The organism is Streptomyces sp. NPDC003456, assembly GCF_042878735.1.
Taxonomy (GTDB): domain Bacteria; phylum Actinomycetota; class Actinomycetes; order Streptomycetales; family Streptomycetaceae; genus Streptomyces.
In genome coordinates this window covers 53871-78092 of record NZ_JBIAOK010000001.1, presented here as the reverse complement: position 1 = coordinate 78092, position 24222 = coordinate 53871, and the positions used below count along the sequence as shown (strand labels likewise).

General features: G+C 72.3%; 19 protein-coding genes. 14 read left to right on the top strand and 5 right to left on the bottom strand.

From position 1 onward, the window contains the following. Positions 1 to 209: 209 nt before the first annotated feature. The 7 genes from ACFYWG_RS00195 to ACFYWG_RS00165 all read left to right on the top strand — a co-directional run bounded on the left by ACFYWG_RS00195 (position 210) and on the right by ACFYWG_RS00165 (position 11122). Positions 210 to 2357, top strand: coding sequence for a condensation domain-containing protein (locus ACFYWG_RS00195; RefSeq protein ID WP_389198146.1), 2148 nt, complete (start codon positions 210 to 212; stop codon positions 2355 to 2357). Positions 2358 to 2424: 67 nt separating this feature from the next. Next, positions 2425 to 3648 (top strand): methionine adenosyltransferase, encoded by a 1224-nt coding sequence (gene metK, locus ACFYWG_RS00190; protein ID WP_389198144.1) that lies wholly within the window; start codon positions 2425 to 2427, stop codon positions 3646 to 3648. Between the two features lie 37 nt (positions 3649 to 3685). Further along, positions 3686 to 4753 carry a PfkB family carbohydrate kinase gene (locus tag ACFYWG_RS00185; protein ID WP_389198142.1) on the top strand — a complete coding sequence of 356 codons (1068 nt, stop codon included), beginning with the start codon at positions 3686 to 3688 and terminating at the stop codon, positions 4751 to 4753. Next, entirely contained in the window at positions 4750 to 8268 is a 3519-nt protein-coding gene (gene metH, locus ACFYWG_RS00180; RefSeq protein WP_389198140.1) for a methionine synthase, read from the top strand. The genes ACFYWG_RS00185 and metH overlap by 4 nt, the downstream gene beginning before the upstream one ends. Continuing rightward, positions 8265 to 9170, top strand: a complete 906-nt coding sequence (metF, locus tag ACFYWG_RS00175; protein WP_389198138.1) for a methylenetetrahydrofolate reductase [NAD(P)H] — start codon at positions 8265 to 8267, stop codon at positions 9168 to 9170. Before metH ends, metF begins: the two co-directional genes overlap by 4 nt. Continuing rightward, the gene (gene ahcY, locus ACFYWG_RS00170) at positions 9148 to 10557 is read left to right on the top strand and encodes an adenosylhomocysteinase (RefSeq protein WP_389198136.1); all 1410 of its coding nucleotides are present in this window, start codon (positions 9148 to 9150) and stop codon (positions 10555 to 10557) included. The genes metF and ahcY overlap by 23 nt, the downstream gene beginning before the upstream one ends. Before the next feature lie 103 nt (positions 10558 to 10660). Then, entirely contained in the window at positions 10661 to 11122 is a 462-nt protein-coding gene (locus ACFYWG_RS00165) for a nuclear transport factor 2 family protein (protein ID WP_389198134.1), read from the top strand. A 50-nt stretch (positions 11123 to 11172) separates the two neighbouring features. Here the strand turns inward: ACFYWG_RS00165 and ACFYWG_RS00160 are convergent, their stop codons facing one another. Further along, the gene (locus tag ACFYWG_RS00160) at positions 11173 to 12525 is read right to left on the bottom strand and encodes a lysine N(6)-hydroxylase/L-ornithine N(5)-oxygenase family protein (RefSeq protein WP_389198132.1); all 1353 of its coding nucleotides are present in this window, start codon (positions 12523 to 12525) and stop codon (positions 11173 to 11175) included. Between the two features lie 329 nt (positions 12526 to 12854). Between ACFYWG_RS00160 and ACFYWG_RS00155 the strand changes: the two genes are divergently transcribed. Continuing rightward, on the top strand, positions 12855 to 13499 hold the full coding sequence (locus ACFYWG_RS00155; protein ID WP_389198130.1) for an FMN-binding negative transcriptional regulator: 645 nt from the start codon (positions 12855 to 12857) through the stop codon (positions 13497 to 13499). A gap of 27 nt (positions 13500 to 13526) precedes the next feature. Here ACFYWG_RS00155 and ACFYWG_RS00150 read toward each other — a convergent pair whose 3' ends face one another. Beyond that, positions 13527 to 14198, bottom strand: a complete 672-nt coding sequence (locus ACFYWG_RS00150) for an LmbU family transcriptional regulator (RefSeq protein WP_389198128.1) — start codon at positions 14196 to 14198, stop codon at positions 13527 to 13529. Positions 14199 to 14568: 370 nt separating this feature from the next. On the opposite strand from ACFYWG_RS00150, the gene ACFYWG_RS00145 reads away from it, so the two are divergent. After that, on the top strand, positions 14569 to 15594 hold the full coding sequence (locus ACFYWG_RS00145; RefSeq protein WP_389198126.1) for a ParB and winged helix-turn-helix domain-containing protein: 1026 nt from the start codon (positions 14569 to 14571) through the stop codon (positions 15592 to 15594). A 54-nt stretch (positions 15595 to 15648) separates the two neighbouring features. Here the strand turns inward: ACFYWG_RS00145 and argB are convergent, their stop codons facing one another. From argB to ACFYWG_RS00130, 3 genes are all read right to left on the bottom strand, one after another. Then, positions 15649 to 16554, bottom strand: a complete 906-nt coding sequence (gene argB, locus ACFYWG_RS00140; RefSeq protein WP_389198124.1) for an acetylglutamate kinase — start codon at positions 16552 to 16554, stop codon at positions 15649 to 15651. 134 nt (positions 16555 to 16688) lie between these two features. Then, positions 16689 to 17867 (bottom strand): serine hydrolase domain-containing protein, encoded by a 1179-nt coding sequence (locus ACFYWG_RS00135; RefSeq protein ID WP_389198122.1) that lies wholly within the window; start codon positions 17865 to 17867, stop codon positions 16689 to 16691. Between the two features lie 160 nt (positions 17868 to 18027). Further along, positions 18028 to 18789, bottom strand: a complete 762-nt coding sequence (locus ACFYWG_RS00130) for a thioesterase II family protein (RefSeq protein WP_389198120.1) — start codon at positions 18787 to 18789, stop codon at positions 18028 to 18030. Positions 18790 to 19670: 881 nt separating this feature from the next. Between ACFYWG_RS00130 and ACFYWG_RS00125 the strand changes: the two genes are divergently transcribed. The 5 genes from ACFYWG_RS00125 to ACFYWG_RS00105 all read left to right on the top strand — a co-directional run bounded on the left by ACFYWG_RS00125 (position 19671) and on the right by ACFYWG_RS00105 (position 24196). Continuing rightward, on the top strand, positions 19671 to 19886 hold the full coding sequence (locus ACFYWG_RS00125) for an MbtH family protein (RefSeq protein WP_386357804.1): 216 nt from the start codon (positions 19671 to 19673) through the stop codon (positions 19884 to 19886). Positions 19887 to 20155: 269 nt separating this feature from the next. Further along, a complete protein-coding gene (locus ACFYWG_RS00120) occupies positions 20156 to 20881 on the top strand; it encodes an LmbU family transcriptional regulator (protein WP_389198117.1) in 726 nt (241 codons plus the stop codon). An 89-nt stretch (positions 20882 to 20970) separates the two neighbouring features. Continuing rightward, positions 20971 to 22554, top strand: coding sequence for an amino acid adenylation domain-containing protein (locus tag ACFYWG_RS00115; protein WP_389198115.1), 1584 nt, complete (start codon positions 20971 to 20973; stop codon positions 22552 to 22554). Positions 22555 to 22602: 48 nt separating this feature from the next. Then, a complete protein-coding gene (locus tag ACFYWG_RS00110) occupies positions 22603 to 22821 on the top strand; it encodes a phosphopantetheine-binding protein (protein ID WP_389198113.1) in 219 nt (72 codons plus the stop codon). 187 nt (positions 22822 to 23008) lie between these two features. After that, positions 23009 to 24196 (top strand): NAD(P)/FAD-dependent oxidoreductase, encoded by a 1188-nt coding sequence (locus tag ACFYWG_RS00105; RefSeq protein WP_389198112.1) that lies wholly within the window; start codon positions 23009 to 23011, stop codon positions 24194 to 24196. Positions 24197 to 24222: the final 26 nt, after the last annotated feature.

Below are 24222 nucleotides of genomic sequence, written 5' to 3'. Positions count from 1 at the left end.
CGCGGGGCACGGCGGCCGACCGCACCGTCCATCGCGGTGTCAGCGCCGTATCAGGCCTCTATGGGTGGCCCCGCACATACTCGTCGAGCGCTCGCACAGAGGGGAGGGAGGGGGGCCGTCGCAGCCGTACGCCGAGGTCGGGCACACAAGCCGTACGCGTCGACCGCACACCGTACGCGCGGCCACGACAGGCGTGCCCCGTACAGCCGATGACCGCCGACCACACCTCACCCCCGCCGGACGGGGAGCCGACCTGCGTCGTCGTCGACCTCGGGCCGGCGCCGTACGACGAGCCGCGCCTCGAACTGCACGGCCCGCTCGACGAGGCCCGGTTGCAGGCCGCGCTCGGCCGGGCGGCCGTCCACCTCCCCGGCGCGTCCGCCCCGAGGCACCGCGTCGACCGGTACGGCCCCGGCCACCACACACTGCGGCTGGCCACCGAGGGCGCCGACCGGCCCGGCGGCACGTTCCCCTTCGGACTCCTCGCCGACCTGCTGACCGGCCCAGCCGCGCCGCCGGCCCGCTCCACCCGTACGCTCGCGCCGACACCCCTGATGCGGGAGCTGCTCGCCGACGCCGACGCCCACCCCGGCCGCCATGTGGAACGGCTGTCGTGGGCCTGGCACGGGCCGCTCGACCCGGACCGGTTCCGCGCTGCCTGGCAGTCCGTCGTCGACCACGAGAGCGTGCTGCGCGCCGCCTTCGACGACGGTCCCGACCCGCAGCTGGTGCTGCACGACCACGTCGACGCCGACGTGCTGTGGCTGCCGCACGGCTCCCTCCGCTGGGACGACCTGGTCGAACGCGACCTGCGGCGCGGTCTGGACCCGCGCCGCCCCGGCGGCCCCCGCGTCACCGCCCTGGGCGGCGGCCCGGCCGGCGACGGCACGCCCACACCCGCCCGGGTCCTGCTCACCTACCACCACGCCCTGCTCGACGACCTCAGCGCACGGCTGCTGCTGCGCGAGTTCTACCGCGCCTATCTGGCGGGCGGCCGCCTGCCCGGCGGCGAGCGCCGTCCCGACCTGCGCGACTACGTCCACTGGCTCGGCCGGCAGGACACCGCACCCCCACGGGAGTTCTGGTCGGCGGGCGCCCCGCCCGCCGCCGCCCTCTCACCCGTCCCGTACGGCGCGCCACCCGGTCCGGCGGACACCGGCCGCACCCGTGTCCGGCTGACCGCGGACCAGACCGAGCGGCTGGCCGCCTGGGCCGCCCGCCTGGGCAGCGCCGAGAGCGGTGTGCTCCAGGCCGTGTGGGCGGTGCTGCTGTACCGGGCCGCAGGTGCCGACGGCACCGCGACGATCCGCTTCGGTGTCACCGCCTCCGGTCGCGGCATCCTCTTCGAGGGCGCCGACCGCCTCCCGGCCGCGCTGCGCACCCCGCTGCCGCTCGGCGTCGAGGTCGACCCCGGCCGCACCGTGGCCGGCCTCCTGGCCGAACTACGCGACCGCGTCCTGGACATGACGTCGTACGAATGGGTGTCACCGAGGCAGATCCGCGGCTGGTCCGCCCCGGGGCGCACCACCGCGACGGACCCCGCGCACGGGCCGCCCGCCGGGGACCGCCCGCCCGACGGCAGCCTTCTCGTCTTCGAGCACGGTCCGCGCCCCGCCGACGACCTGTCGGAGGAACTCGCCGCACTCGGCGTGCGGGTGGAGCGGCCCGACCCGCTGGGCGCGCGCACCGCCTTCCCGGTCACGCTCGTCGCCCACCACGGCGACGGCGGCGGCCTGGTGCTGACCGCGTCCTACGACCGCGGCCCCCACACCGACGTCGCAGAGGCGCTCACGCACACCGCGCTGCTGCTCCGCGAACTGCCCTACCTGGCGGGCGACACCACGACCGTCGCCGACCTGCTGCGGCTGCTGGCCGGCGCGGGCGGCCCGGCCGGGCGGCGACCCGTCCCCCGGGAGGCCCCCGGGCCCGCCGGACCCCGCAGCCCCCTGCGGCCCGCGGAGACCGGCGAACCGGCCGACCTGCCGCTGGTACCGCTCCGGCTCGCCGCCGAAGCGGGCGCCGGAGTCGTCTGCCTGGTGCAGACCCACGGCACCCCCCGCTCCCGCTACACCGAACTCGCCGCCGCCTACCGGGGCCCCGAGTCCATCGTCCTGCTGCGCAGTGTCCCCGGCGGTGTCCCGGCCCGCCACAGCGCGCTGCGCCCGCTGACCGACCGGGCCGGGCTGCTGGTGCTGGGCGCGTTCTCCGGCGGCGGCGGCACCGCCTACGAGATCGCCCGGCTGATCGGGGAGAACGGCGGCCGCCCCCCGCTCGTGGTGCTCACCGGCGCCTCGACCGGAGCGGCCCCGCTCGCCCGCATGCTCGAAACCGCCGCCGCACGAGCCGGACGCCACTGAACCCGGCCACGCTGACGGCATCCGGACGGCCCGCGGGCTGTCGTGAGACGTCAACCTCTGGAGAGTCATGCCCCGTCGCCTGTTCACCTCGGAGTCCGTCACCGAGGGCCACCCCGACAAGATCGCCGACCAGATCAGCGACGCCGTCCTCGACGCGCTGCTGCGCGAGGACCCGCGTGCCCGGGTCGCCGTCGAGACACTGATCACCACCGGCCAGGTCCACATCGCCGGCGAGGTCACCACCACGGCGTACGCGCCGATCGCCCAGATCGTCCGCGACACGATCCTGGAGATCGGCTACGACTCCTCCGCCAAGGGCTTCGACGGTGCCTCGTGCGGCGTCTCCGTCTCCCTCGGCGCACAGTCCCCGGACATCGCGCAGGGCGTCGACACGGCGTACGAGTCCCGGGTCGGGGATGCCTCACGCGGGGAGGAGGCGGACGAACTCGCCCGGCAGGGCGCCGGCGACCAGGGCCTGATGTTCGGCTACGCCACCGACGAGACGCCGTCGCTGATGCCGGTCCCGATCGACCTCGCCCACCGGCTGTCCCGCCGCCTCAGCGAAGTCCGCAAGGACGGCACCGTCCCCTACCTCCGCCCGGACGGCAAGACACAGGTCACCGTCGAGTACGAGGGCAGCCGCCCGGTCCGTCTGGACACCGTCGTCGTCTCCTCGCAGCACGCCGCCGACATCGACCTGGACTCGCTGCTCACCCCCGACATCCGCACCCATGTCGTCGAGCCGGTCCTGGCCCGCTTCGCCGAGGACGGCATCAAACTCGACACCGGCGACCACCGCCTGCTGGTCAACCCCACCGGCCGCTTCGAGATCGGCGGCCCGATGGGCGACGCCGGCCTCACCGGCCGCAAGATCATCATCGACACCTACGGCGGCATGGCCCGCCACGGCGGCGGCGCCTTCTCGGGCAAGGATCCCTCCAAGGTCGACCGCTCCGCCGCCTACGCCATGCGCTGGGTCGCCAAGAACGTCGTCGCCGCCGGCCTCGCCTCCCGCTGCGAGGTCCAGGTCGCCTACGCGATCGGCAAGGCCGAGCCGGTCGGCCTGTTCGTGGAGACCTTCGGCACCGGCCGGCTTCCCCAGCAGCGCATCGAGGACGCCATCACCGAGGTCTTCGATCTGCGCCCGGCCGCCATCATCCGTGACCTGGACCTGCTGCGCCCGATCTACTCCCGGACCGCCGCCTACGGCCACTTCGGCCGCGAACTGCCCGACTTCACCTGGGAGCGGACCGACCGTGCCCGGCTGCTGCGGGACGTGGCCGGCCGCTGAGGCGGCCGGCCCCGACGCCCCCCGAGGAGATCCCGGCATGCGCATCGCTGTCACCGGTTCCATCGCGACCGACCATCTGATGGTCTTCCCCGGCCGCTTCGCGGATCAGCCGATCCCCGACCGGCTCGCCCGAGTCCCGCTCTCCTTCCACGTCGACACGCTCGAGGTGCGGCGAGGCGGGGCGGCGGCCAACATCGCCTTCGGCCTCGGCGCTCTCGGCCTCGCGCCGCTGCTCGTCGGCGCCGCCGGCGACGACTTCGCCGAGTACGGGGCCTGGCTGCAGGAGCACGGTGTCGACACCGGCGCGGTGCACGTCTCCCGCACCCGCCGGACCGCCCGCTTCCTGTGCCTGACCGACCGGGACGGCGACCGGATCACCGCCTCCTACGCGGGCGCCATGGAGGAGGCGCGTGACATCGACCTGGGCCGGACCGGCCCGCTGGCCGAACAGCGGCCCGACCTCGTGCTGGTGTGCACCGACGACTCCGAGGCGATGCTGCGGCACACCGCGCGCTGCCGTCGCCTCTGCCTGCCCTTCGCCGCTTCCCCCGCGCAGCAGCTCGCACGGCTCGAACCCCGCCGGGTCCGCGACCTGGTCGACGGGGCGCGCTGGCTGTTCACCAGCGAGGACGAGGCCGCGCTGCTGCTCGAGCGCACCGGCTGGACCCGCGAGGGCGTCCTCCTCCGGGTCGGCGCCTGGGTCACCACGCTCGGCGGTGACGGGGTGCGCGTCGAGCGCGCCGCCGAACCGACGCTGACCGTGCCCGCCGTCCCCGACGTGCGTGTGGCCGACCCGACCGGCGGCGGCGACGCCTTCCGCGCCGGGTTCCTCGGCGGCCTCGCCCGCGGCCTGACGGTCGATCACGCCGCCCGGCTGGGCTGCGTCCTGGCCGCCCAGGCCCTGGCCGCCGTCGGCTCCCAGACCTACCGCGCCGAGCGGACACGGCTGCTCGACACCGCGGCCCGCGCCTACGGCACCGACGCCGCGGCCGCACTCGCCCCCGCCCTGGACCGTACGGCCCCGGACCGCGCGAGCACGGCCCCCGCCCCCGCACGGGACGGCGTGTCGGCCGAACCCGCCCCGGCCCTGGAAGGTGCGGCATGACCGCGACCCGCGTTCCCCCCGACAGCCGGACCCGGGTGTCCGCGCTCCGAGAGGCCCTGGCCACCCGTGTGGTCGTGGCCGACGGGGCGATGGGCACCATGCTCCAGGCGCAGGACCCGACCCTGGAGGACTTCGAGCATCTCGAGGGCTGCAACGAGATCCTGAACGTCACCCGGCCGGACATCGTGCGTTCCGTGCACGACGCGTACTTCGCGGTGGGTGTGGACTGCGTGGAGACCAACACCTTCGGCGCCAACCTCACCGCCCTCGGCGAGTACGACATCCCCGAGCGGGTCTTCGAGTTGTCGCAGGCGGGTGCCCGCATCGCCCGCGAGGCGGCCGACGAGCACGCCGCCCGCGACGGCCGGCCCCGCTGGGTCCTGGGCTCCGCCGGCCCGGGCACCAAGTTGCCGACGCTCGGTCACATCGCCTACGGCGTGATCCGTGACGGCTATCAGGCCAATGCCGAGGGTCTGCTCGCGGGCGGCGCCGACGCGCTGATCGTGGAGACGACGCAGGATCTGCTCCAGACCAAGGCGTCGGTCCTCGGCGCCCGCCGGGCCATGGAGGCCACGGGCGTCGAGGTGCCCCTGCTGTGCTCGATGGCTTTCGAGACCACCGGCACCATGCTGCTGGGCTCGGAGATCGGCGCGGCCCTGACCGCGCTGGAGCCGCTCGGCATCGACATGATCGGCCTGAACTGCTCCACCGGCCCGGCCGAGATGGGCGAGCACCTGCGCCACCTCGCGCGCCACTCCCGCATCCCGCTGCTGTGCATGCCGAACGCCGGCCTGCCGATCCTCACCAAGGACGGCGCGCACTTCCCGCTGGATCCCGAGGGTCTGGCCGATGCGCAGCAGACCTTCGTGCGCGACTACGGCCTGTCCTTGGTGGGCGGCTGCTGCGGCACCACACCCGAGCACCTGCGTCAGCTGGTGGAGCGGGTGCGGGAGGCCGCGCCGACCGAGCGTGCGCCGCAGCCGGAGCCGGGCGCCGCCTCCCTCTACCAGTCGGTGCCGTTCCGGCAGGACACCTCGTATCTGGCCATCGGTGAGCGCACCAACGCCAACGGGTCGAAGAAGTTCCGTGAGGCGATGCTGGAGGGCCGCTGGGACGACTGCGTGGAGATGGCCCGCGACCAGATCCGCGAGGGCGCGCACATGCTGGATCTGTGTGTGGACTACGTCGGCCGGGACGGCGTGGCGGACATGGAGGAGCTGGCCGGGCGTTTCGCCACCGCCTCGACGCTGCCGATCGTGCTGGACTCCACCGAGGTCGAGGTGATCCGGGCCGGTCTGGAGAAGCTGGGCGGGCGCGCGGTGATCAACTCGGTGAACTACGAGGACGGCGACGGCCCGGAATCCCGCTTCGCCAAGGTGACCGCCCTGGCCCGTGAGCACGGGGCGGCGTTGATCGCGCTGACCATCGACGAGGAGGGCCAGGCCCGCACGGCGCAGAAGAAGGTCGAGATCGCCGAGCGGCTGATCGAGGACCTGACCGGGAACTGGGGCATCCGCGAGGAGGACATCCTCGTGGACTGCCTGACGTTCACCATCTGCACCGGCCAGGAGGAGTCCCGCAAGGACGGCGTGGCCACCATCGAGGGCATCCGCGAGCTGAAGCGGCGCCATCCGAGGGTGCAGACCACGCTGGGCCTGTCCAACATCTCCTTCGGCCTGAACCCCGCCGCCCGCATCCTGCTGAACTCGGTCTTCCTGGACGAGTGCGTCAAGGCGGGCCTGGACTCGGCCATCGTGCATGCCTCGAAGATCCTGCCCATCGCCCGCTTCAGCGACGATGAGGTCCGAACGGCGCTGGACCTCATCCACGACCGGCGCGCGGAGGGCTACGACCCGCTGCAGAAGCTGATGCAGCTCTTCGAGGGCGCCACCGCCTCGTCCCTCAAGGCCGGCAAGGCCGAGGAACTGGCGGCCCTGCCGCTGGACGAGCGCCTCAAGCGGCGCATCATCGACGGCGAGAAGAACGGTCTCGAAGCCGACCTCGATGAAGCGCTACGCGAGCGGTCCGCGCTGGAGGTCGTCAACGAGACCCTGCTGGACGGCATGAAGGTGGTCGGTGAGCTGTTCGGCTCGGGCCAGATGCAGCTGCCGTTCGTGCTCCAGTCCGCCGAGGTGATGAAGACGGCCGTGGCCCACCTCGAGCCGCACATGGAGAAGACCGACGAGGCGGGCAAGGGCACCATCGTGCTGGCCACGGTCCGCGGGGACGTGCACGACATCGGCAAGAACCTGGTCGACATCATCCTGTCCAACAACGGCTACAACGTCGTCAACCTGGGCATCAAGCAGCCGGTCTCCGCGATCCTGGAGGCCGCCGAGGAGCACAAGGCCGACGTCATCGGCATGTCCGGGCTGCTGGTGAAGTCCACGGTGATCATGAAGGAGAACCTGGAGGAGCTGAACCAGCGCGGCCTGGCCTCCGGCTACCCGGTGATCCTGGGCGGTGCGGCCCTGACCCGCGCCTATGTGGAGCAGGACCTGCACGAGATCTACCAGGGCGAGGTCCGCTACGCGCGTGACGCCTTCGAGGGCCTGCGCCTGATGGACGCGCTCATCGGCGTCAAGCGCGGCGTGCCGGGGGCGAAGCTGCCGGAGCTGAAGCAGCGCCGGGTGCGGGCGACGGCTTCGGTGGAGGTGCAGGAGCGGCCCGAGGAGGGGCATGTGCGCTCCGACGTGGCCACCGACAACCCGGTGCCCGAGCCGCCCTTCTGGGGCACCCGCGTGATCAAGGGCATCCAGCTCAAGGAGTACGCGAGCTGGCTCGACGAGGGCGCGCTGTTCAAGGGGCAGTGGGGTCTGAAGCAGGCCCGCACCGGCCAGGGCCCCTCCTACGAGGAACTCGTCGAGAGCGAGGGCCGGCCCCGGCTGCGCGGCCTGCTCGACAAGCTCCAGACGGAGAACCTGCTGGAGGCGGCCGTGGTCTACGGCTACTTCCCCTGCGTGTCCAAGGACGACGACCTGATCATCCTGGACGAGCAGGGCAACGAGCGCACCCGCTTCACCTTCCCGCGCCAGCGCCGGGGCCGCCGGCTGTGCCTGGCCGACTTCTTCCGCCCGGAGGAGTCCGGCCAGAGCGACGTCGTCGGACTTCAGGTGGTCACCGTCGGCTCGCGCATCGGCGAGGAGACCGCCCGCCTGTTCGCGGCCGACTCCTACCGCGACTACCTCGAACTGCACGGCCTGTCCGTCCAGCTCGCCGAAGCCCTCGCCGAGTACTGGCACGCCCGCGTCCGCTCCGAACTCGGGATCGCCGCCGGGGACCCCGGCTCCCTGGACGGCATGTTCCGCACGGAGTACCAGGGTTGCCGCTACTCCCTGGGCTACCCGGCCTGTCCGGACCTGGAAGACCGTGCGAAGATCGCCGGCCTGCTGCGGCCCGAGCGGATCGGGGTGACCCTCTCGGAGGAGTTCCAGCTCCACCCCGAGCAGTCCACCGACGCCATCGTGATCCACCACCCCGAGGCGGGCTACTTCAACGCCGGAGGCCGCCCGTGATCCCCCTGCGCGAGATCCTCGCGACCGGGAAGCCGTCCTTCTCGTTCGAGTTCTTCCCGCCGAGGACCGAGGCGGGTACGCGGACGCTGTGGCACGCGATCCGCCGGGTCGAGCCGCTGGCACCGTCGTTCGTGTCGGTCACCTACGGGGCGGGCGGCTCCTCGCGGGAGCGCACGGTCGAGGTGACCAAGCGGATCGCCACCGAGACCACCCTGCGGCCCGTGGCCCACCTCACCGCCGTCGGCCACTCCGTCGACGAACTGCGCCGCATCATCGGCCAGTACGCGGACGCGGGCGTGCGTGACGTGCTCGCGCTGCGCGGCGATCCGCCGGGGGACCCGAACGCCCCCTGGGTGCCGCACCCGCGGGGCCTGCGCCATGCGCACGAGCTGGTGTCGCTGGTGCGCGGGGCGGGGGCCTTCAGCGTGGGCGTGGCCGCGTTTCCCGAGCGGCATCCGCGCTCGCCCGACTGGGAGAGCGAGATCCGCCACTTCGTGGCCAAGTGCCGTGCGGGCGCCGACTACGCCGTCACGCAGATGTTCTTCCGGGTGGAGGACTACCTGCGGCTGCGCGACCGGGTGGAGGCGGCGGGCTGCACGACGCCGATCATCCCGGAGATCATGCCGGCCACCGACGCCCGGCAGATCGCCCGGTTCGCCGCACTGTCCCACGCGACCTTCCCCGAGGACCTCGGGGCACGGCTGGAGGGCGCCCGCGGCAACCCCGGGGCCGGCCACCGCATCGGTGTCGACCACGCCACGGCCATGGCCGACCGGCTGCTCGCCGAGGGCGCGCCCGGGCTGCACTACATCACCCTCAACCGGTCCGGCGCGACCCTCGAGATCCACCGGAACATCCAGAACCGAACCAGGAGTGCCCATGCCTTCGCAGCCGCCCGCTGACTTCACGGACTTCAAGGTCGCGGACCTGTCCCTGGCCGAGTTCGGCCGCAAGGAGATCACCCTCGCCGAGCACGAGATGCCCGGCCTGATGGCGATCCGCGAGGAGTTCGCCGAGGCGCAGCCCCTGGCCGGCGCCCGCGTCACCGGCTCCCTGCACATGACCGTGCAGACCGCCGTGCTCATCGAGACCCTCGTCGCGCTCGGCGCGCAGGTCCGCTGGGTGTCCTGCAACATCTACTCCACCCAGGACCACGCGGCCGCAGCGATCGCCGCCGCCGGTATCCCGGTCTTCGCCTGGAAGGGCGAGACGCTGGAGGAGTACTGGTGGTGCACCGAGCAGGCCCTCACCTGGCCCGGTCACGCCGGACCGAACATGATCCTGGACGACGGCGGTGACGCCACCCTCCTGGTCCACCAGGGCGTCGAGTACCGCAAGACGGGCGAGCTGCCCGCCGCGGACAACGAGGAACTGGCCGTGGTGCGCGCCCTGCTGGAGAACAGCACCCTGGACTGGACCCGGCTGTCCTCCGAGATCCGGGGTGTCACCGAGGAGACCACGACCGGCGTGCACCGCCTGTACGAGATGCAGCGCGACGGCGTCCTGCTGTTCCCGGCGATCAACGTCAACGACGCCGTCACCAAGTCGAAGTTCGACAACAAGTACGGCTGCCGCCACTCCCTGATCGACGGCATCAACCGCGCCACCGACGTCCTCATCGGCGGCAAGACCGCGGTCGTGTGCGGCTACGGCGACGTCGGCAAGGGCTGCGCGGAGTCGCTGCGCGGCCAGGGCGCCCGGGTGATCGTCACCGAGATCGACCCGATCTGCGCCCTCCAGGCGGCGATGGACGGCTACCAGGTCACGACCCTGGACGAGGTCGTCGAGACGGCCGACATCTTCATCACCACGACCGGCAACAAGGACATCATCATGGCCTCGGACATGGCCAGGATGAAGCACCAGGCCATCGTCGGGAACATCGGCCACTTCGACAACGAGATCGACATGGCCGGCCTCGCGAAGATCCCCGGCATCGTCAAGGACGAGGTCAAGCCTCAGGTGCACACCTGGACCTTCCCCGACGGCAAGGTGATCATCGTGCTGTCCGAGGGCCGCCTGCTGAACCTGGGCAACGCCACCGGCCACCCCTCGTTCGTGATGTCCAACTCCTTCGCGGACCAGACCCTGGCCCAGATCGAGCTGTTCACCAAGCCCGACGAGTACCCGACCGGCGTCTACGTGCTGCCCAAGCACCTCGACGAGAAGGTCGCCCGCCTGCACCTGGCCGCGCTCGGCGTGAAGCTCACCGAGCTGCGCCCCGAGCAGGCCGAGTACATCGGCGTGAAGGTGGAGGGCCCGTACAAGCCGGACCACTACCGCTACTGACCGGCGCGCGCAGGAGCGGGCCCGGACGTCCGGGCGCCCCTCCTGCGCGGTCTCCCCGGCTCACCGGGTCGCGTGCACGTCTACGGAAGCGGAGGCCGAGACCATGACCGCCGAGCCGGTGGGCACCGCCGAACGCAAGCTCCGCAGCCGGAGGTTCGCCGCCCTGTACGCGGAGGTGGAGCGGTTCTACGCGCATCAGATGCAGATCCTGGACGCGCACGACACCACCCACGGGGCGGGCACCTTCACCGAGGGCGCCGTCCTGGAACTGCCCTCCCCGTCCGGGCCGGTGCGGGCCCGCGCCGGGCTCGCCCGCCACGTGCGCGCCGGCGCGGCACGCGAGCGGCGGGCCGGCGGCCGCCTCGACCACTGGGTCGGCATGCTCGACGTGCAGCCCCAGGCGGACGGGACGCTGCACACCCGCTGCTCGGCCCTGGCGTACGTCACGCCGAGCGGAGGCGGGCCCAGGGTCCTGTACGTGTGCGTCATGGAGGACGTCCTGGTGCGTGCCCGCGGCGACTGGCGCGTCGCACACCGCCGGGTGATCCGCGACGACCTGGCCTGAGCGGCCGTGCGCACCACGGGCGGCCCGGCCGGACCCCACGGTGCGCCGGCTCAGGCGGCCGAGGGCGCTTCCGCCGTGGGGCAGGTGCGGTCCAGCTCCCGCTCGGTGCGCCGCAGCACGATCGAGTCGGCGATCTCGCCGCTGCGCACCGCGATGTTCGACAGCAGCGCCGACGACAGGCCGTGGCTGTGCTCGGTGCCGCCCTGGAGGTAGACGCCGCAGGTCAGGCCCGACGCGCTGACGAGGCGGTAGTCGCGTTCCACCCGGTGCCTGCCCGCCGCGTCGCGCAGGAAGTGCCGGTCGAAGTCGCCGAGCAGGCGGGCCGGGTCCAGGCCGTCGTAGCCGGTGGCGAACACCAGCGCGTCGACCGTCAGTTCCTCCGCCCGACCGCCGAGCAGGGAGCGCAGGACCACCCGTGTCCCGCTCTCGGCCCGTTCGACCTCGGCGACCCGGGTGAGGTTGCGGAAGTGCAGCCGCCGGGTGCCGCGCACCTGCTCCTCGTACGAACGCTGGTACAGGGCCCGGATGACGTCGGCGTCGACCACCGAGTAGTTGGTGTTGCGGTGATAGCGCCAGAACGCGTCCCGTGCCTGCTCGGTGCCGAAGTAGTACTCGTCGACCGCGCCGGGGTCGAACACCTGGTTGGCGAAGGGGGTGTCGTCGGCGATGGAGTAGCCGTAGGACGGGATGACCGCGGAGACCTCCGCGTGCGGCAGCGCGTCGTAGAGGAAGCGGGTGATCTCGGCCGCGCTCTGGCCCGCCCCGACCACCGCCACGCTCTTGAGTTCCTCCGGGGCCCGTTCGCCGAACCTGGTCAGGAACTCCGAGCTGTGCCACACCTGTTCACCGGCCGTCACACCCTCCGGCAGGCGCGGCACCAGGCCCGTCGAGATGGCCACGTTGCGGGCGGTGACCACGCCGGTGCTGCCGTCGCCGCCGCGCACCCCGATCTCCAGGAGGTCGGGCGTCCCGGCCCCGTCCTCGGTGCGCGGCCGGACCGAGGTGACCTCGGCGCCGTAGGTGACCCGGTCGCGGAAGCCGGCGGCCGCCCACTCCAGGTACTGGTGGAATTCCTGCCGGGTCGGGAAGAAGTCCTGGTTGTTCACGAACTGCACCAGCCGGTTCGACGCGTGCAGATACGAGACGAAGCTGAACCGGGACATCGGATTCCTGAAGGTCGCCAGGTCCTTCAGGAACGAGATCTGCATGGTCGTCGACGGCAGCAGCATGTTCCGGTGCCAGCCGAACTCGGTCTGCCGCTCGAAGAAATGGGACCTGACCGGATGCTGCGGAGTGCTCGCCCCGTGCTCCTCCAAGGCGACCGCGAGCGACAGGTTGGACGGGCCGAACCCGATACCGACCACATCGTAGATCTCTTGGTCATGCCTGCCCGTTATGCCCATAGAAATTCTCCCGATTGCGTCTGGAAAACTCGGCCGGTGGCCCGAGAGACCGTTAGGCAGTGTTGCTCCGGCGCGCGCCCGAGGGCAACGCGAAGACGCCATGAGGGCTCCTGGAGTGCCTCTGGAGTCCCTCTGGAGCCGAAAGCGTTGTCCTGTCGACGGGACGGCGGGTACGGTCGGCGCGATTTCCACAGCTCCGGGTGGCGCGGCCGATGGCACAGGCGACGGAGCGACGCGATCCGCCATGCCCCGAATCGGAACCGTGCAGTCGTGCATGCGGTCATGCGTGCAGTCGTTCCCTGAACCCATTGCCGAAAGGGTGAATCCGGATGTTCGTGCCCAGCTCCTATCGCGAACCGGACAGTTCGTGGACGGCGGACCTGATCCGCGGTAATCCATTGGCGCTCGCGGTGTCCAACGGCAGCCCCGAGAACGGCCCGTTCGCCACACACCTGCCGGTCATCTTCGACCCCGAGACCTCCGGGGACCAGGCCGGCGAGCTGCCGGGGGTCACCCTGCTCGGGCACATGAACCGGGCGAATCCGCACTGGGCGGCGCTGGAGACGGGCAGCCTCATGCTGCTGACGTTCACCGGGCCGCACTCCTACGTGTCGCCCACCGTCTACGAGGTGACCCCGGCCGCCCCGACGTGGAACTTCACCGCGGTGCACGTCCGCGGCACGGTCGAGAGGATCGACTCGCTGGAGGAGACACTGGGCGTGGTGCAGTCCACCGTGCAGGCCTTCGAGGGGGCGTTCGGCGACGGCTGGGACATGACGGGGTCGCTCGACTACTTCCGCAGGATCGCGCCGGGCGTGGGTGCCTTCCGGTTCACCGTGACCGGAGCCGAGGGCATGTTCAAGCTCAGCCAGGAGCAGCCGGCCGAGGTCCGCGACCGGGTACAGGAGTCGTTCGCGCGGAGCGCGTGCGTGCACAGGCGCGGGACCGCAGGGCTGATGAGCCGTCTGCCGTGACGTGCCGGCGGTTCGGGTGCCGACGGCTCAGGCGCTGACGGCCACCGGCCGGGTCCGCCCGGCGAGGTCCCCCGGCCGCGTGCTCTCCTCGGCGACGGCCGCGGCCGGCGCGGCCAGGCCGTTGAGATCCTTGAACTCGGAGAACTCCCCCCGCTCCTCCAGGGCGCTCGCGGCCGCACGGTCCAGCGTGGTCGTCACCCACTGCTCGAAGTCGACGCCCAGTTGCTCCGCGGCCTTGTGCCACCAGTGGAGACGGCTGCCGGGGACCTCCAGACTGCGGCTCGGCTCGACGGAGGCCGTGCGGGACTGCTCCTCGCTCCGGCGCGGGGCGCGGATGGCGCCGCGCAACTGCTTGGTGGTCCACTGCCGCTGCTCGGCGCGGTCGAGCCAGAGCTCCTGTTCCTCGACCGGCATGGAGGCCAGCTCGGCGTGGTGCTGGAAGCTCAGGGCGGGCCGGCGCCGGGTGAGGTCGAAACGGCGCGCGACCCACGCGTAGTTGCGCAGGGTCTGGTACGAGAGGCCGGCGGCGCGTATCCCGCGCTGGTACCGGTCGGTGTAGTGGTCCTTGCCGTACACGAGCCAGTCGCCCAGCCACCAGGAGGACGAGTCGAGGACGCCGGCGAGCAGGCGCCCGGCCCGCTCCCACTCGTCGTAGGCCATCCCGGGCGGCATCTGCAGGGCCATCTTGGTCGTCAGCACCTGGCCTCGGCCCTGGGGCGCCTCCGCGGTGCGCGACGGCGTCGGCGAGGACTGGGGGAGAGGGTCCCCCGGGACGCCGCGCGATCCCCCGATGTGTCCGGCTTGACGCACCATCATGCCTCCATGAGGGGGTGAACGTTTCCGGCCAGAAGTCTCGCGGGACGGGCTGGAGCGGCGCCGGAACGGCGTTCGAACGGCTTGTCCTGCCGACGGGACGACCGGCAGCCGGGTGTTCTTTCATGCCGCGGGCCGATACGCCCGGAGAAGGGAAGCCGTTCATGGACAAGCGCTTCATGACCACTTCCGCGGGGACGGCCCGCGGACCGGTGGCCGGCGAGACCGGCGCGACAGCGCGCGGGGGAGTCCTGTGATGGGTCTGCATCTGGTCACCGCCGACGGCCTCCCGGCTCCGCTCGACGCGGTCACGGCCGTCCCCGCGGGGGGACCGGCCGCCAGGCCGCGGGCCACGGTGCCGGTGGACGCGCCGCTGGACTCCGACTCCCCGAGGATCGACGGCGAGGACGGCGAGCACGTCCGGATGCTCGCGGCAGTGCGCTCGCCGCTGCCGCCGATCCTGGTGCACCGCGAGACGATGCGGGTCATCGACGGGATGCACCGGCTCAAGGCGGCGCGGCTGCGCGGCGACGACACGATCGACGTGGAGTTCTTCGACGGCGGGGAAGTGGAGGCCTTCGCCCTGGGGGTGTGGCTCAACATCGCCCACGGGCTGCCGCTGTCGCAGGCCGACCGGACGGCCGCCGCCCAGCGGATGCTGCGGGCCCGCCCGCACTGGTCGGACCGGAGGATCGCCGCCGGAGTCGGGCTCTCGGCCGGCACCGTCGCCGCCGTCCGGCGCCGTTCGACCGGCCAGAACGGACAGTCGAACACGCGCGTGGGCCGGGACGGGCGGATCCGGCCGCTGGAGGCGACCGAAGGGCGGCTGCGGGCGAGCCGGGTGATCGCCGCCAATCCCGGGGCGTCGCTGCGGGAGATCGCCGAACAGGCGGGTATCGCCCCGGCAACCGCCAAGGACGTGCGGGACCGCATACGGCGGGGGCAGGACCCGCTCCCGTCCAGGGGGCGGTCCGCGCAGTCGGAGCCGGCCGCGCCCGGCGCCGCGGCGCGGCCGGCCCGCGGCCGGACCCCGGCGCGCCTCTCCGCGGACGCCGTCGGGCTGCTCCTGCCGCGCCTGCGCAAGGACCCGTCCCTGCGCACGGAGGCCGGCCGGACGCTGCTGCACATGCTGAGCGTCCACTCGATCGGCGACGAGGCGACATGGCTCCGGCTCGCACGGAGCGTGCCCGGTCACCGCGCGGACGTCCTCGCGCAGGCCGCCCGCCGCTGTGCCGACCACTGGCTGCGTTTCGCCGACGCGCTCGAGACCCGGGGGATGTGAGCCGCGCCCCGCGTGACCGCACGGCCCGTCAGGCCGCCGCCGGCGCGGCGCCGCTCATGCCGTCGCTCTTTCGGCGCCGGCGCCGGCGCCGTCGTCCGGCACCACGACCGTGCCGACGCCCTCGTCGGTGAGGATCTGCAGCAGGACGGAGTGCTCGACCCGGCCGTCGACGACGCGGGCGGAGCGCACGCCGTTGTTCACGGCATACAGACAGCCCTCCATCTTCGGGACCATCCCGGCGGCGAGCCCGGGCAGCAGCCTCGCCAGTTCGCCGGCGGTCAGCCGGGCGATCACCTCGTCGCTGTGCGGCCAGTTCCGGTACAGGCCCGCCACATCGGTCAGGATCAGCAGCATCTCGGCGCCGAGCGCGGCGGCCAGGGCGGCGGCCGCGGTGTCGGCGTTGACGTTGAACACCCCGCCCTCGGCGGCGTCCTTGTGGTCCTCGGGCCGGGCGATGGAGGAGATGACGGGGATGCGCCCGCTGTCGACGAGGTCCTGCACGATCCCGGCGTCGACGTGGGCGATTCCGCCGACGCGGCCGATGTCCACGGACCGCCCGTCCCTTCGGGCGTAGCGCTTGACGGCCGTCATCAGACGGGCGTCCTCCCCCGTCAGGCCCACCGCGTGCGGGCCGTAGGCGTTCAGCAGTCCGACGAGCTCGCGCTGCACCTGCCCGGCGAGGACCATGCGCACGACCTCCATGGTCTCGTCGGTGGTGACCCGCAGGCCGCTCTCGAACCGCGACTCCAGGCCCAGGCGCTGGAGCTGCGCGTTGATCTGCGGGCCACCGCCGTGCACCACGACGGGATTCAGGCCGCACTGCCGTAGACAGAGGATGTCCTGGGCGAACGCCGCCTTCAGGCCGTCGTCGACCATGGCGTTGCCGCCGAACTTGACGACGACGGTCCTTCCCTGGTGGCGGGCCATCCGGGGCAGCGCCTCGACGAGGGCGTCGGCCATGTCCAGGGCCGTGCGCCCGCCGGAGCGCTCCTGACCGGACGGCCGGGGCACCGGCTGACGTGGGGGAGAGGCTCTCATGAGGAGTACTCGCAGTTCTCGTGGACGCGGGTGGCGGTGAGGTCGGTCCCCGGGGCTCAGCCGGACGTCGTGTCGCAGAACTCGGCCTCCAGGGTGGGGAGGAGCTGCGAGAACTCCCAGTCGCCGTTGTAGTTGAAGGCGAGCCGGTGGCGGCCGTCCTCGGTGAAGGCGGCGAAGGTGAGCGATCCCACGGTGCCCCCGTCGTGGTACCAGAGCGGCACGCCGCAGCTCATCTCGAGCCGTTCGACGCCGAGCCCGTAGGAGGTGATCGGCAGATCGGGGTTGACCACGGTCGTCTTCAGCTCCTCGAGCTGCTGCGGCGGCAGCAGCTTGCCGCGCATCAGGGCTCCGAAGAACCGGTTCAGGTCGCCCGCGCTGGAGATGATGTCGCCGTCGCCCCAGACCTGCGACCCGTTGAACTCGCTGACGTCGTCGACCCGGTCCGGCTGCGAGGTGAGGAAGAGCTTGGAGTAGCCGCGGCTGCTCGGCCGGGGCACGGCGGCGCTCGTGCCGGGGTGGGTCGTCGCCTCGAGTCCCAGCGGTCCGATGATGCGCCGCCGCACCTCGCTCTCGTACGGCCTGCCACCGGCCTTCTCGACGATCAGCGCGGCCAGGAGGTCGTTGGTGTGGGAGAACGCGTGCCTGGCGCCGGGCTGGAACTGCGGCGGGTGGGAGAAGGCCACCCGCAGGCGCTGCTCGGGCGTCAGGGTGTCGTAGCGGTGCTGGAGGAAGCCGTCGCCCAGGACGTACTTCTCGTAGTAGGCCGGTTCGGCGAGGTAGTCGAAGAGCCCGCTGGTGTGGTTGAGCAACTGCCGTACGGTGATCGCGCGGCCGTCGTTGCCGCTCCCCGACACCAGGCCGGGCAGATGGCGCTCCACCGTGTCGTCGAGGCCGAGCTTGCCCTCCGCCTCCATCTGGAGCAGGACCGTCGCCACGAAGGTGTTGGTGACGCTGCCGACGCGGAACCGGTCGTTCTTGCCGCGCGGCGCACCCGTCCTCAGGTCGCCCACGCCCGAGGCGTACTTCCAGACCCCGTCGGCGTCCCGCGCTTCGGCGGTGATGCCGGGGACGCCTGCCTCGACGGCCGCGTCGATCGCGTGCTGCGTCGCCCGGTGGCCGGCCGCGGCGCCAGCCGTGTCCCGCGACGCCTGGGCGGGACCCGTCAGGGCGGTGGCCGTGATGGCGACCGCCACCAGGCCGACCACGCCGGCCCTCGGTCTCTTCCGTGTCGTCATTTTCCCCGCTCCCCGTCGTCGTCCGCACATGGCCGATGCCGTACTTGTGCGCGGTCCGTCGAAGGTAGGTCACGGGTGTCGGGCGCGGATAGCGTGTTCAAGACCGCGGCCGACGACGCGGTGGCCGGGCGGTACGCTCGGCTGCACGCGGGGCCGGCGATCAGCGCAGCGGGGTCCCCGAGTGGCGCCTCGCGCCCGCCGCCTCCAGCGCCGTGGTCGCGTCCCGTTCGATCTGCCGCAGCAGCGGCCCCGGGTCGTCCAGGAAGTAGAAGTGACCGCCGCCGAAGACCCGCAGGCCCAGGAAGTGCTCGCTGTGCTCCTCCCAGCCGGCCATCCGCGACGGTGGAGCGGCGTGGTCGTCGACGCCCGCGAAGGCGGACAGCGCCACGGGCAGGGGACCGGCGCCGGGAGCGGGGCGCCAGGTCTCCACCAGCTTCAGGTCGGCCCGGATGATCGGGTCGAACAGGGCCCACAGGTCGGGATCGTCGAAGACCCCGTCCGGTGTGCCGCCGAGGCGCTTCAGGCGAGCGCGCAACTCGGCGTCGGGCAAGCCGTGGTAACCGCTTCCCCGGCGCGCCGACCCAGGTGCCGCCCGTGCGGAGACGCCGACCCACACCGGCGGCGGCATGCCCCGGTCGACGGCCCGCCGGGTGATCTCGTAGGCCAGGAGGGCGCCCATGCTGTGCCCGAACAGGGCGTAGGGGCGTGCCGGTTCGGGCTCGATGCCGTGCAGCAGGAAGTCGGCGAGGCGGCCGGCGTCCTGGATCGGCGGCAGGTCGAGGAGGAGGCCGTGGCCCGGGGCGTCCAGCAGTCGCACGTCCCAGGTGTCCGGCAGTGCGGCCGGCCAGTGCCGGTACAGCGTGTGTGAACCCCCCGCGTGATGCAGGACGAACAGGCGCAGGGCGGGCCGTGTGGTGTCCATCGCTCTCCCTCGGATCGGGCCGCGCCCCCCTGGAGCGCGACGGCGGCGGTGCCGGCCTCGCCGAGTGGGACGCCCCCGCGGCGCCGCGGCCGCGCCTGCGGGCACGGCGCCGGGACGGTCCGGTCGGGCACGCGGACCCGGTCCAGGCCGGCGCACACGGCCATGCAGCACGACGCGTGGTCCCGCCTCCGCGGACCGGGCGACCGCCCGGCGTCTTCCCGCCGAACTCCCGGTCGTGCCCGCCGCGTTCCGGCGGCCGGTACCGGCGCGGACACCTTCGCCCGCGCAAGTGGCCCGCCGCAACCCGGCGTGCTCGCCGTCCCGCGGGACGCCACTCGCCCGCTCGAGCGGAACACGACCGGGTGTCCACGGGGCCGCGGATACCGTGGGCGGCGCGCCGGCCACCGGCACCGGCCGCCGAAGCAGGCCGCGAGAGCCCCGGGCGCACGATCACACCGGGGCCGTCCTCCGGCGGCCCGGGAGGGCAGGGACCCGCCGCCGCGACCGCTTCGCCCGGTCGCCGGGCGGGACGCCGCGCGCACGGCTTCGGGCCGTACGTCCGTCAGGGAGGACCCCGGCACACGGACCCGGCATGGTGACACAGGAACCCGGCGCGGTACAGGGGATCCCGGTGGAACGCGGATCCGGGCGGGTGGCCGGGTGGCCCGCGAGCCCGCTGCCCTTGTAGCGCCGACGACCGAGTCCCTACGGTGACGTCACCGCGCCGGGGTAGCCACCGATGACGGGTGTCCTGTCGACCGGACATCCGGGCCCCGCAGACCCGGCGACGCCGATCGGCGAACCCGCGCCCGGTGCCTTCCCGCACCCGGCCCGGCGGTTTCCCTCCCGACTCATCCCGTGACGGTTAAGGACGGTGTCAGTTGAGCACGAACCCCTTCGACGACGAGGACGGCCGCTTCTACGTCGTGATCAACGACGAGGAGCAGCACTCCCTGTGGCCGGTGTTCGCCGAGGTCCCCGCAGGCTGGCGCGTGGTCTTCGGTGAGGCGGCCAGGGCCGAGTGCCTGGAGTACGTCGAGCAGAACTGGACCGACCTGCGCCCCAGGAGCCTGCGGGAGGCGATGGCGGCGGACTGAACGCCAGCCGGACTCCCGCGGGGCCGACGTGGCGGAACCCGTCGGGCCCTCGCGACCGGTGCCGGTGGCGTGGACGGGTCCACCCGGACCGGGCACCCGGGGCGAGGTGCTGCGGCCCGCGCCGCCCCTCCCGGTGCCCGGCTTCGCGGGGCACCGCGCGCCGCAGGCGGAACGACAGTGATCGCCACCCCGGGGGCGCCCGGTCGAGCGATCGGATCATGCCCGGGGCAGACACTCCGAGTGGGGAGATGAAGGTGACGACGGCGGCTGTGAGAACTGCGAGCAGGTACAAGACGAGGCCGGCGGAGAGCAGCGGTGCGCCCGCGCAGCGCGATGTGGTCCTGTCCTTCGTGGGAACGCAGGCCAAGGTGCAGAAGTCGGGGATGGTCTTCCCGCAGAACCTGTCGGAGCGGTCCTGGGAGCAGATCGGGACCAGCCTGCGCGAGCTCGTGAACTCCTCGGCCTGGTGGCTGGCCGACTGGCTGATCTACGGGGAGTCCACCTACGGGTGGCGGCGCTACAAGGAGGCGATCGAGCGCACCGGACTCGACTACCAGACCCTGCGCAACTACGCGTGGGTGGCCCGGCGGTTCGAGCACCACCGCAGACGGGACGGCCTCAGCTTCGCCCACCATGCCGAGGTGGCCCGCCTGTCGCCACCGGAGCAGGACTACTGGCTGCGCAAGGCAGAGCAGCAGAAGTGGTCGCGCAACGCACTGCGCAGGACGGTGCGCGCCAGCCTGGCCGCCCAGAGCGACCAGGCCGAGATCCCTCCGGACACCGGCGACGAGAAGCCGGAGGTGCTCCGGCTGGCCGAGGCGCCGGCCGCCGAGAAGCGCCGGCAGGCGGCCACGACGCTCACCATCCAACTGTCCGCCGACCAGCTGGAGTGCTACTCGAAGGCGGCTGCAGCGCACGGCCTGCCCGTCGACCAGTGGGTGACACGGATGCTCGACACCGCCGACCGGGCCACCACCGAGCGGCGCACCGCCTGAGGCACACCGCCCGGGGCGCCGGCGGGCCGTTTCCCCGTGGTGTGCCGGCGGATCGCCCGACCGGACACCTCTCACATCGGAGTCAGTTGATGATCCTTCAGGGAAAGCGGGTCGCCCTGCCCCCGGCGCCCGTCGTCCACCGGCAGTTCGAGGCGCACGCGGAAGCCACGCCCGAGGCCGTTGCCGTCGTCTGCGCCGGGCGGCAGGTGACGTACGCGGAGCTGGACGCGAGGGCGAATCGTTTCGCTCACTTCCTCGCCGCGCGCGGGCACGGCCGGGGCGCCAAGGTCGGCGTCTGTCTCGACTACTCGCCCGACATGCTCGTCGCCATCCTCGGCACCCTCAAGGCGGGCGCGGCCTACGTACCGTTCGACCCCGCCTACCCGGCGGCGAGGCTGCGGCTGCTGCTCGGGCAGGTCCCCGATCTCGCCCTGATCGTGGCCTCCCCGGCGACGGCCGGCCTGGTCGAGTCGGCCGACGTGGAGGTCGTCGATCCCGGGCGGCTCTCCGCCCACCTGGCGGCACTCCCGGCCACCGCTCCCGGCGTCGACGTCACCGGCGACGACGTGTGCTACGCCGTCTTCACGTCCGGGTCGACCGGTACGCCGAAGCTGACCGCGGTGCGGCACGAGGGCTGGTTCAACCTGATGAACTGGCTGAAGCTCGAGTACGGCCTGCACCGCGGGTCGCACAACCTGGTCGTCAGCGCGTTCGGCTTCGACCTCTCCCAGCGCGCCCTGATGACACCGCTGTTCTGCGGAGCCACCCAGTACCTGCCGGCGAGCCGGAACTTCGACGCCATGATGGCCTACCGTCTCCTGACCGAGCACGACATCCGCGTGGTGCACTGCGCCTCCAGCACGCTGTACCTGCTGGTGGACTGGGAGACCGCACGGGGCGGCGACGCACTCACCCGGCTCGACTGCGTCCTGTTCGGCGGGGAGCCGCTGAAGACCGAACGGCTCAGGGACTGGGCGCGGCGCGCGGGCAACACCTGCACCCTCCTGCACCAGTACGGCGTCGCCGAGTGCACGGACGTGGCGACGTCGTACGACCTCGCCGGGTACTGGCGCGGCGGCCACGACGTCGCACCGGTCGGCAGACCGGCCCACAACACCGACATCCACCTCCTCGACGGGGAGCTGCGCGGTGTGGCGCCGGGTGAGCAGGGCGAGATCTGCATCGCCGGGGCCGGTGTCGGCGCGGGCTACCTCAACAAGGGCCCCGAGAACCAGCGGTTCACGACGATCGAGGTCGACGGAGAGCCGCGCAGGGTGTATCGCACGGGTGATCGCGGCTACGTGACCGAGACCGGCGAACTCGTGGTGCTCGGCAGGATCGACGCACAGGTGAAGGTGCGCGGCATGCGCATCGACCCCACCGACGTCGAGCGCGCGCTCGCCCGGCTGGACGGGGTGCGCGAGGCCGCCGTGGTGATCACGCACACCGACTCCGGCGAGGCCGAGCTGACCGCGTTCCTCGTCCCGGCCCAGGGCGGACTCACCGCGGACGACGTGCGCACCAGCCTGCTGGAGACGCTGCCGCGGAACATGGTCCCGGCGAGGTTCGTGAACATCCCGCGGCTTCCGCTCAGCCCCCACGGAAAAGTCGACCGCGCGGCGCTGGCCGATGCATTCCGCACCCAGTACGCCGGCAGCAACACCGCGGCATAGTCGACGGACGATGCCGACAACGAGAGGACTGTGATGATCTCCGACCGCGTGCGTGCCATCTGGTGCCGTGAACTCCAGCGCGACGACATATCCGGCGACGACGATTTCTTCACCCTGGGCGGCCAGTCGGTGATCATGGTCGGAATTCAGGGTGCCTTCATCGAGGAACTGGGCGTCGAAGTCCCGATGGACCAGCTGTTCCTCAATCCGACGGTGGCGTCGATCTCCGCGTACATCGAATCCCAGGGCACGGTGACCACCCCGTAGCGTCCGGCCTGCCGGGAGCTTGTCGTGTCCCGCCGGCGAGACACGACACAACCGACGGCGCTGCGCGCCCGTCCCGCCGGCTCTGTTTCTCCCGCCAATTCGGGCGGCTAGCATCACGCTCAATCACATTGGCTTTCCCGGCTGCAGCCGAGTTGTGTCAAAAACTACCTGGTAAGTGAGGCGCGCCATGTACGACGTGATTGTCATAGGTGCCCGTTGTGCGGGTTCGCCGACCGCCATGCTGTTCGCGCGGCAGGGTTATCGCGTGCTGCTCCTGGAGAAAGCCCGGTTTCCGCAGGACACCCTCTCCTCGCATTACATCCACATGCAGGGAATGGCGCTGCTGAATCGCTGGGGACTGATCGGCAGGCTCCGTGACGCGGGCTGCAGGCCGATCACCAGGCAGAGCTACGAGGGGCCCGGCGTCCGCATCGAGGGCTTCTCCCTGCCGGTCGACGGCCTGACCTTCACGTACGCGCCGAGGCGGTACGTGCTCGACCCGGTCCTCGCGGAGGCGGCGGTCGAGGCCGGCGTGGAGTTCCGGCAGGGCTGCGCGGTCAAGGACCTGGTGTGGGAGGACGACCGGGTCGTCGGGGTGCGGTACACCACGCCGGGCGGCACCGAGGCGACGGACCGGGCGCGCCTGGTCGTCGGCGCGGACGGCATGCGCTCGCTGGTGGCCCGCAGAACCGGCGCACCCCATGTCATCGAGCACCCCCGGGTGACCTGCACCTACTACAGCTACTGGGCCGGCGTTCCCGCGCACTTCGAGCTGTACGAGCGGCCGGGGCGCTGGATCGGCGTCATCCCCACCAACGACGACCTCACGCTGCTCATGACCTACTTCCCGCAGGACGAGTACCACGACGTCCGCAAGGGAGTGGAGCCCTTCTACCTCGACACCTTCCGCACGACGGCCCCCGAGCTGTACGAGCGGATGTCGGCGGGCGAGCGCGTGGAGCAGCTGTACGGCACGGGCCACCAGGAGAACTACTTCCGCAAGGCCTACGGGCCCGGCTGGGTGCTGGTCGGTGACGCGGTGAACCACAAGGACTCCATCACCGCCCGTGGCATCACCGAGGCTTTCGTCCAGGCCCAGTCGCTCACCGACCACATCGGCGAGCGACTGCACGACGACGCCGCGCTCACGGCGGCGCTCAGACGCTACGAGGACGACCTGGACGGCGAAGCCCTCAGCCACTACCAAGGCGCGCTCAACGTGGCCGAGCTGAAGCCCCAGGGGCGGGTCGACATGCTGCGCAAGCTGGTCGGCCACCAGGACCACATCGACCGGTACTTCTCCACGCTGTCGGGGGCGTGCTCCATCGACGACTTCTACAACGACGAACTCCTCACCCTGCTCGACCAGAGCTGACCGAGACGCCCCGCTCCCTGGCTCGC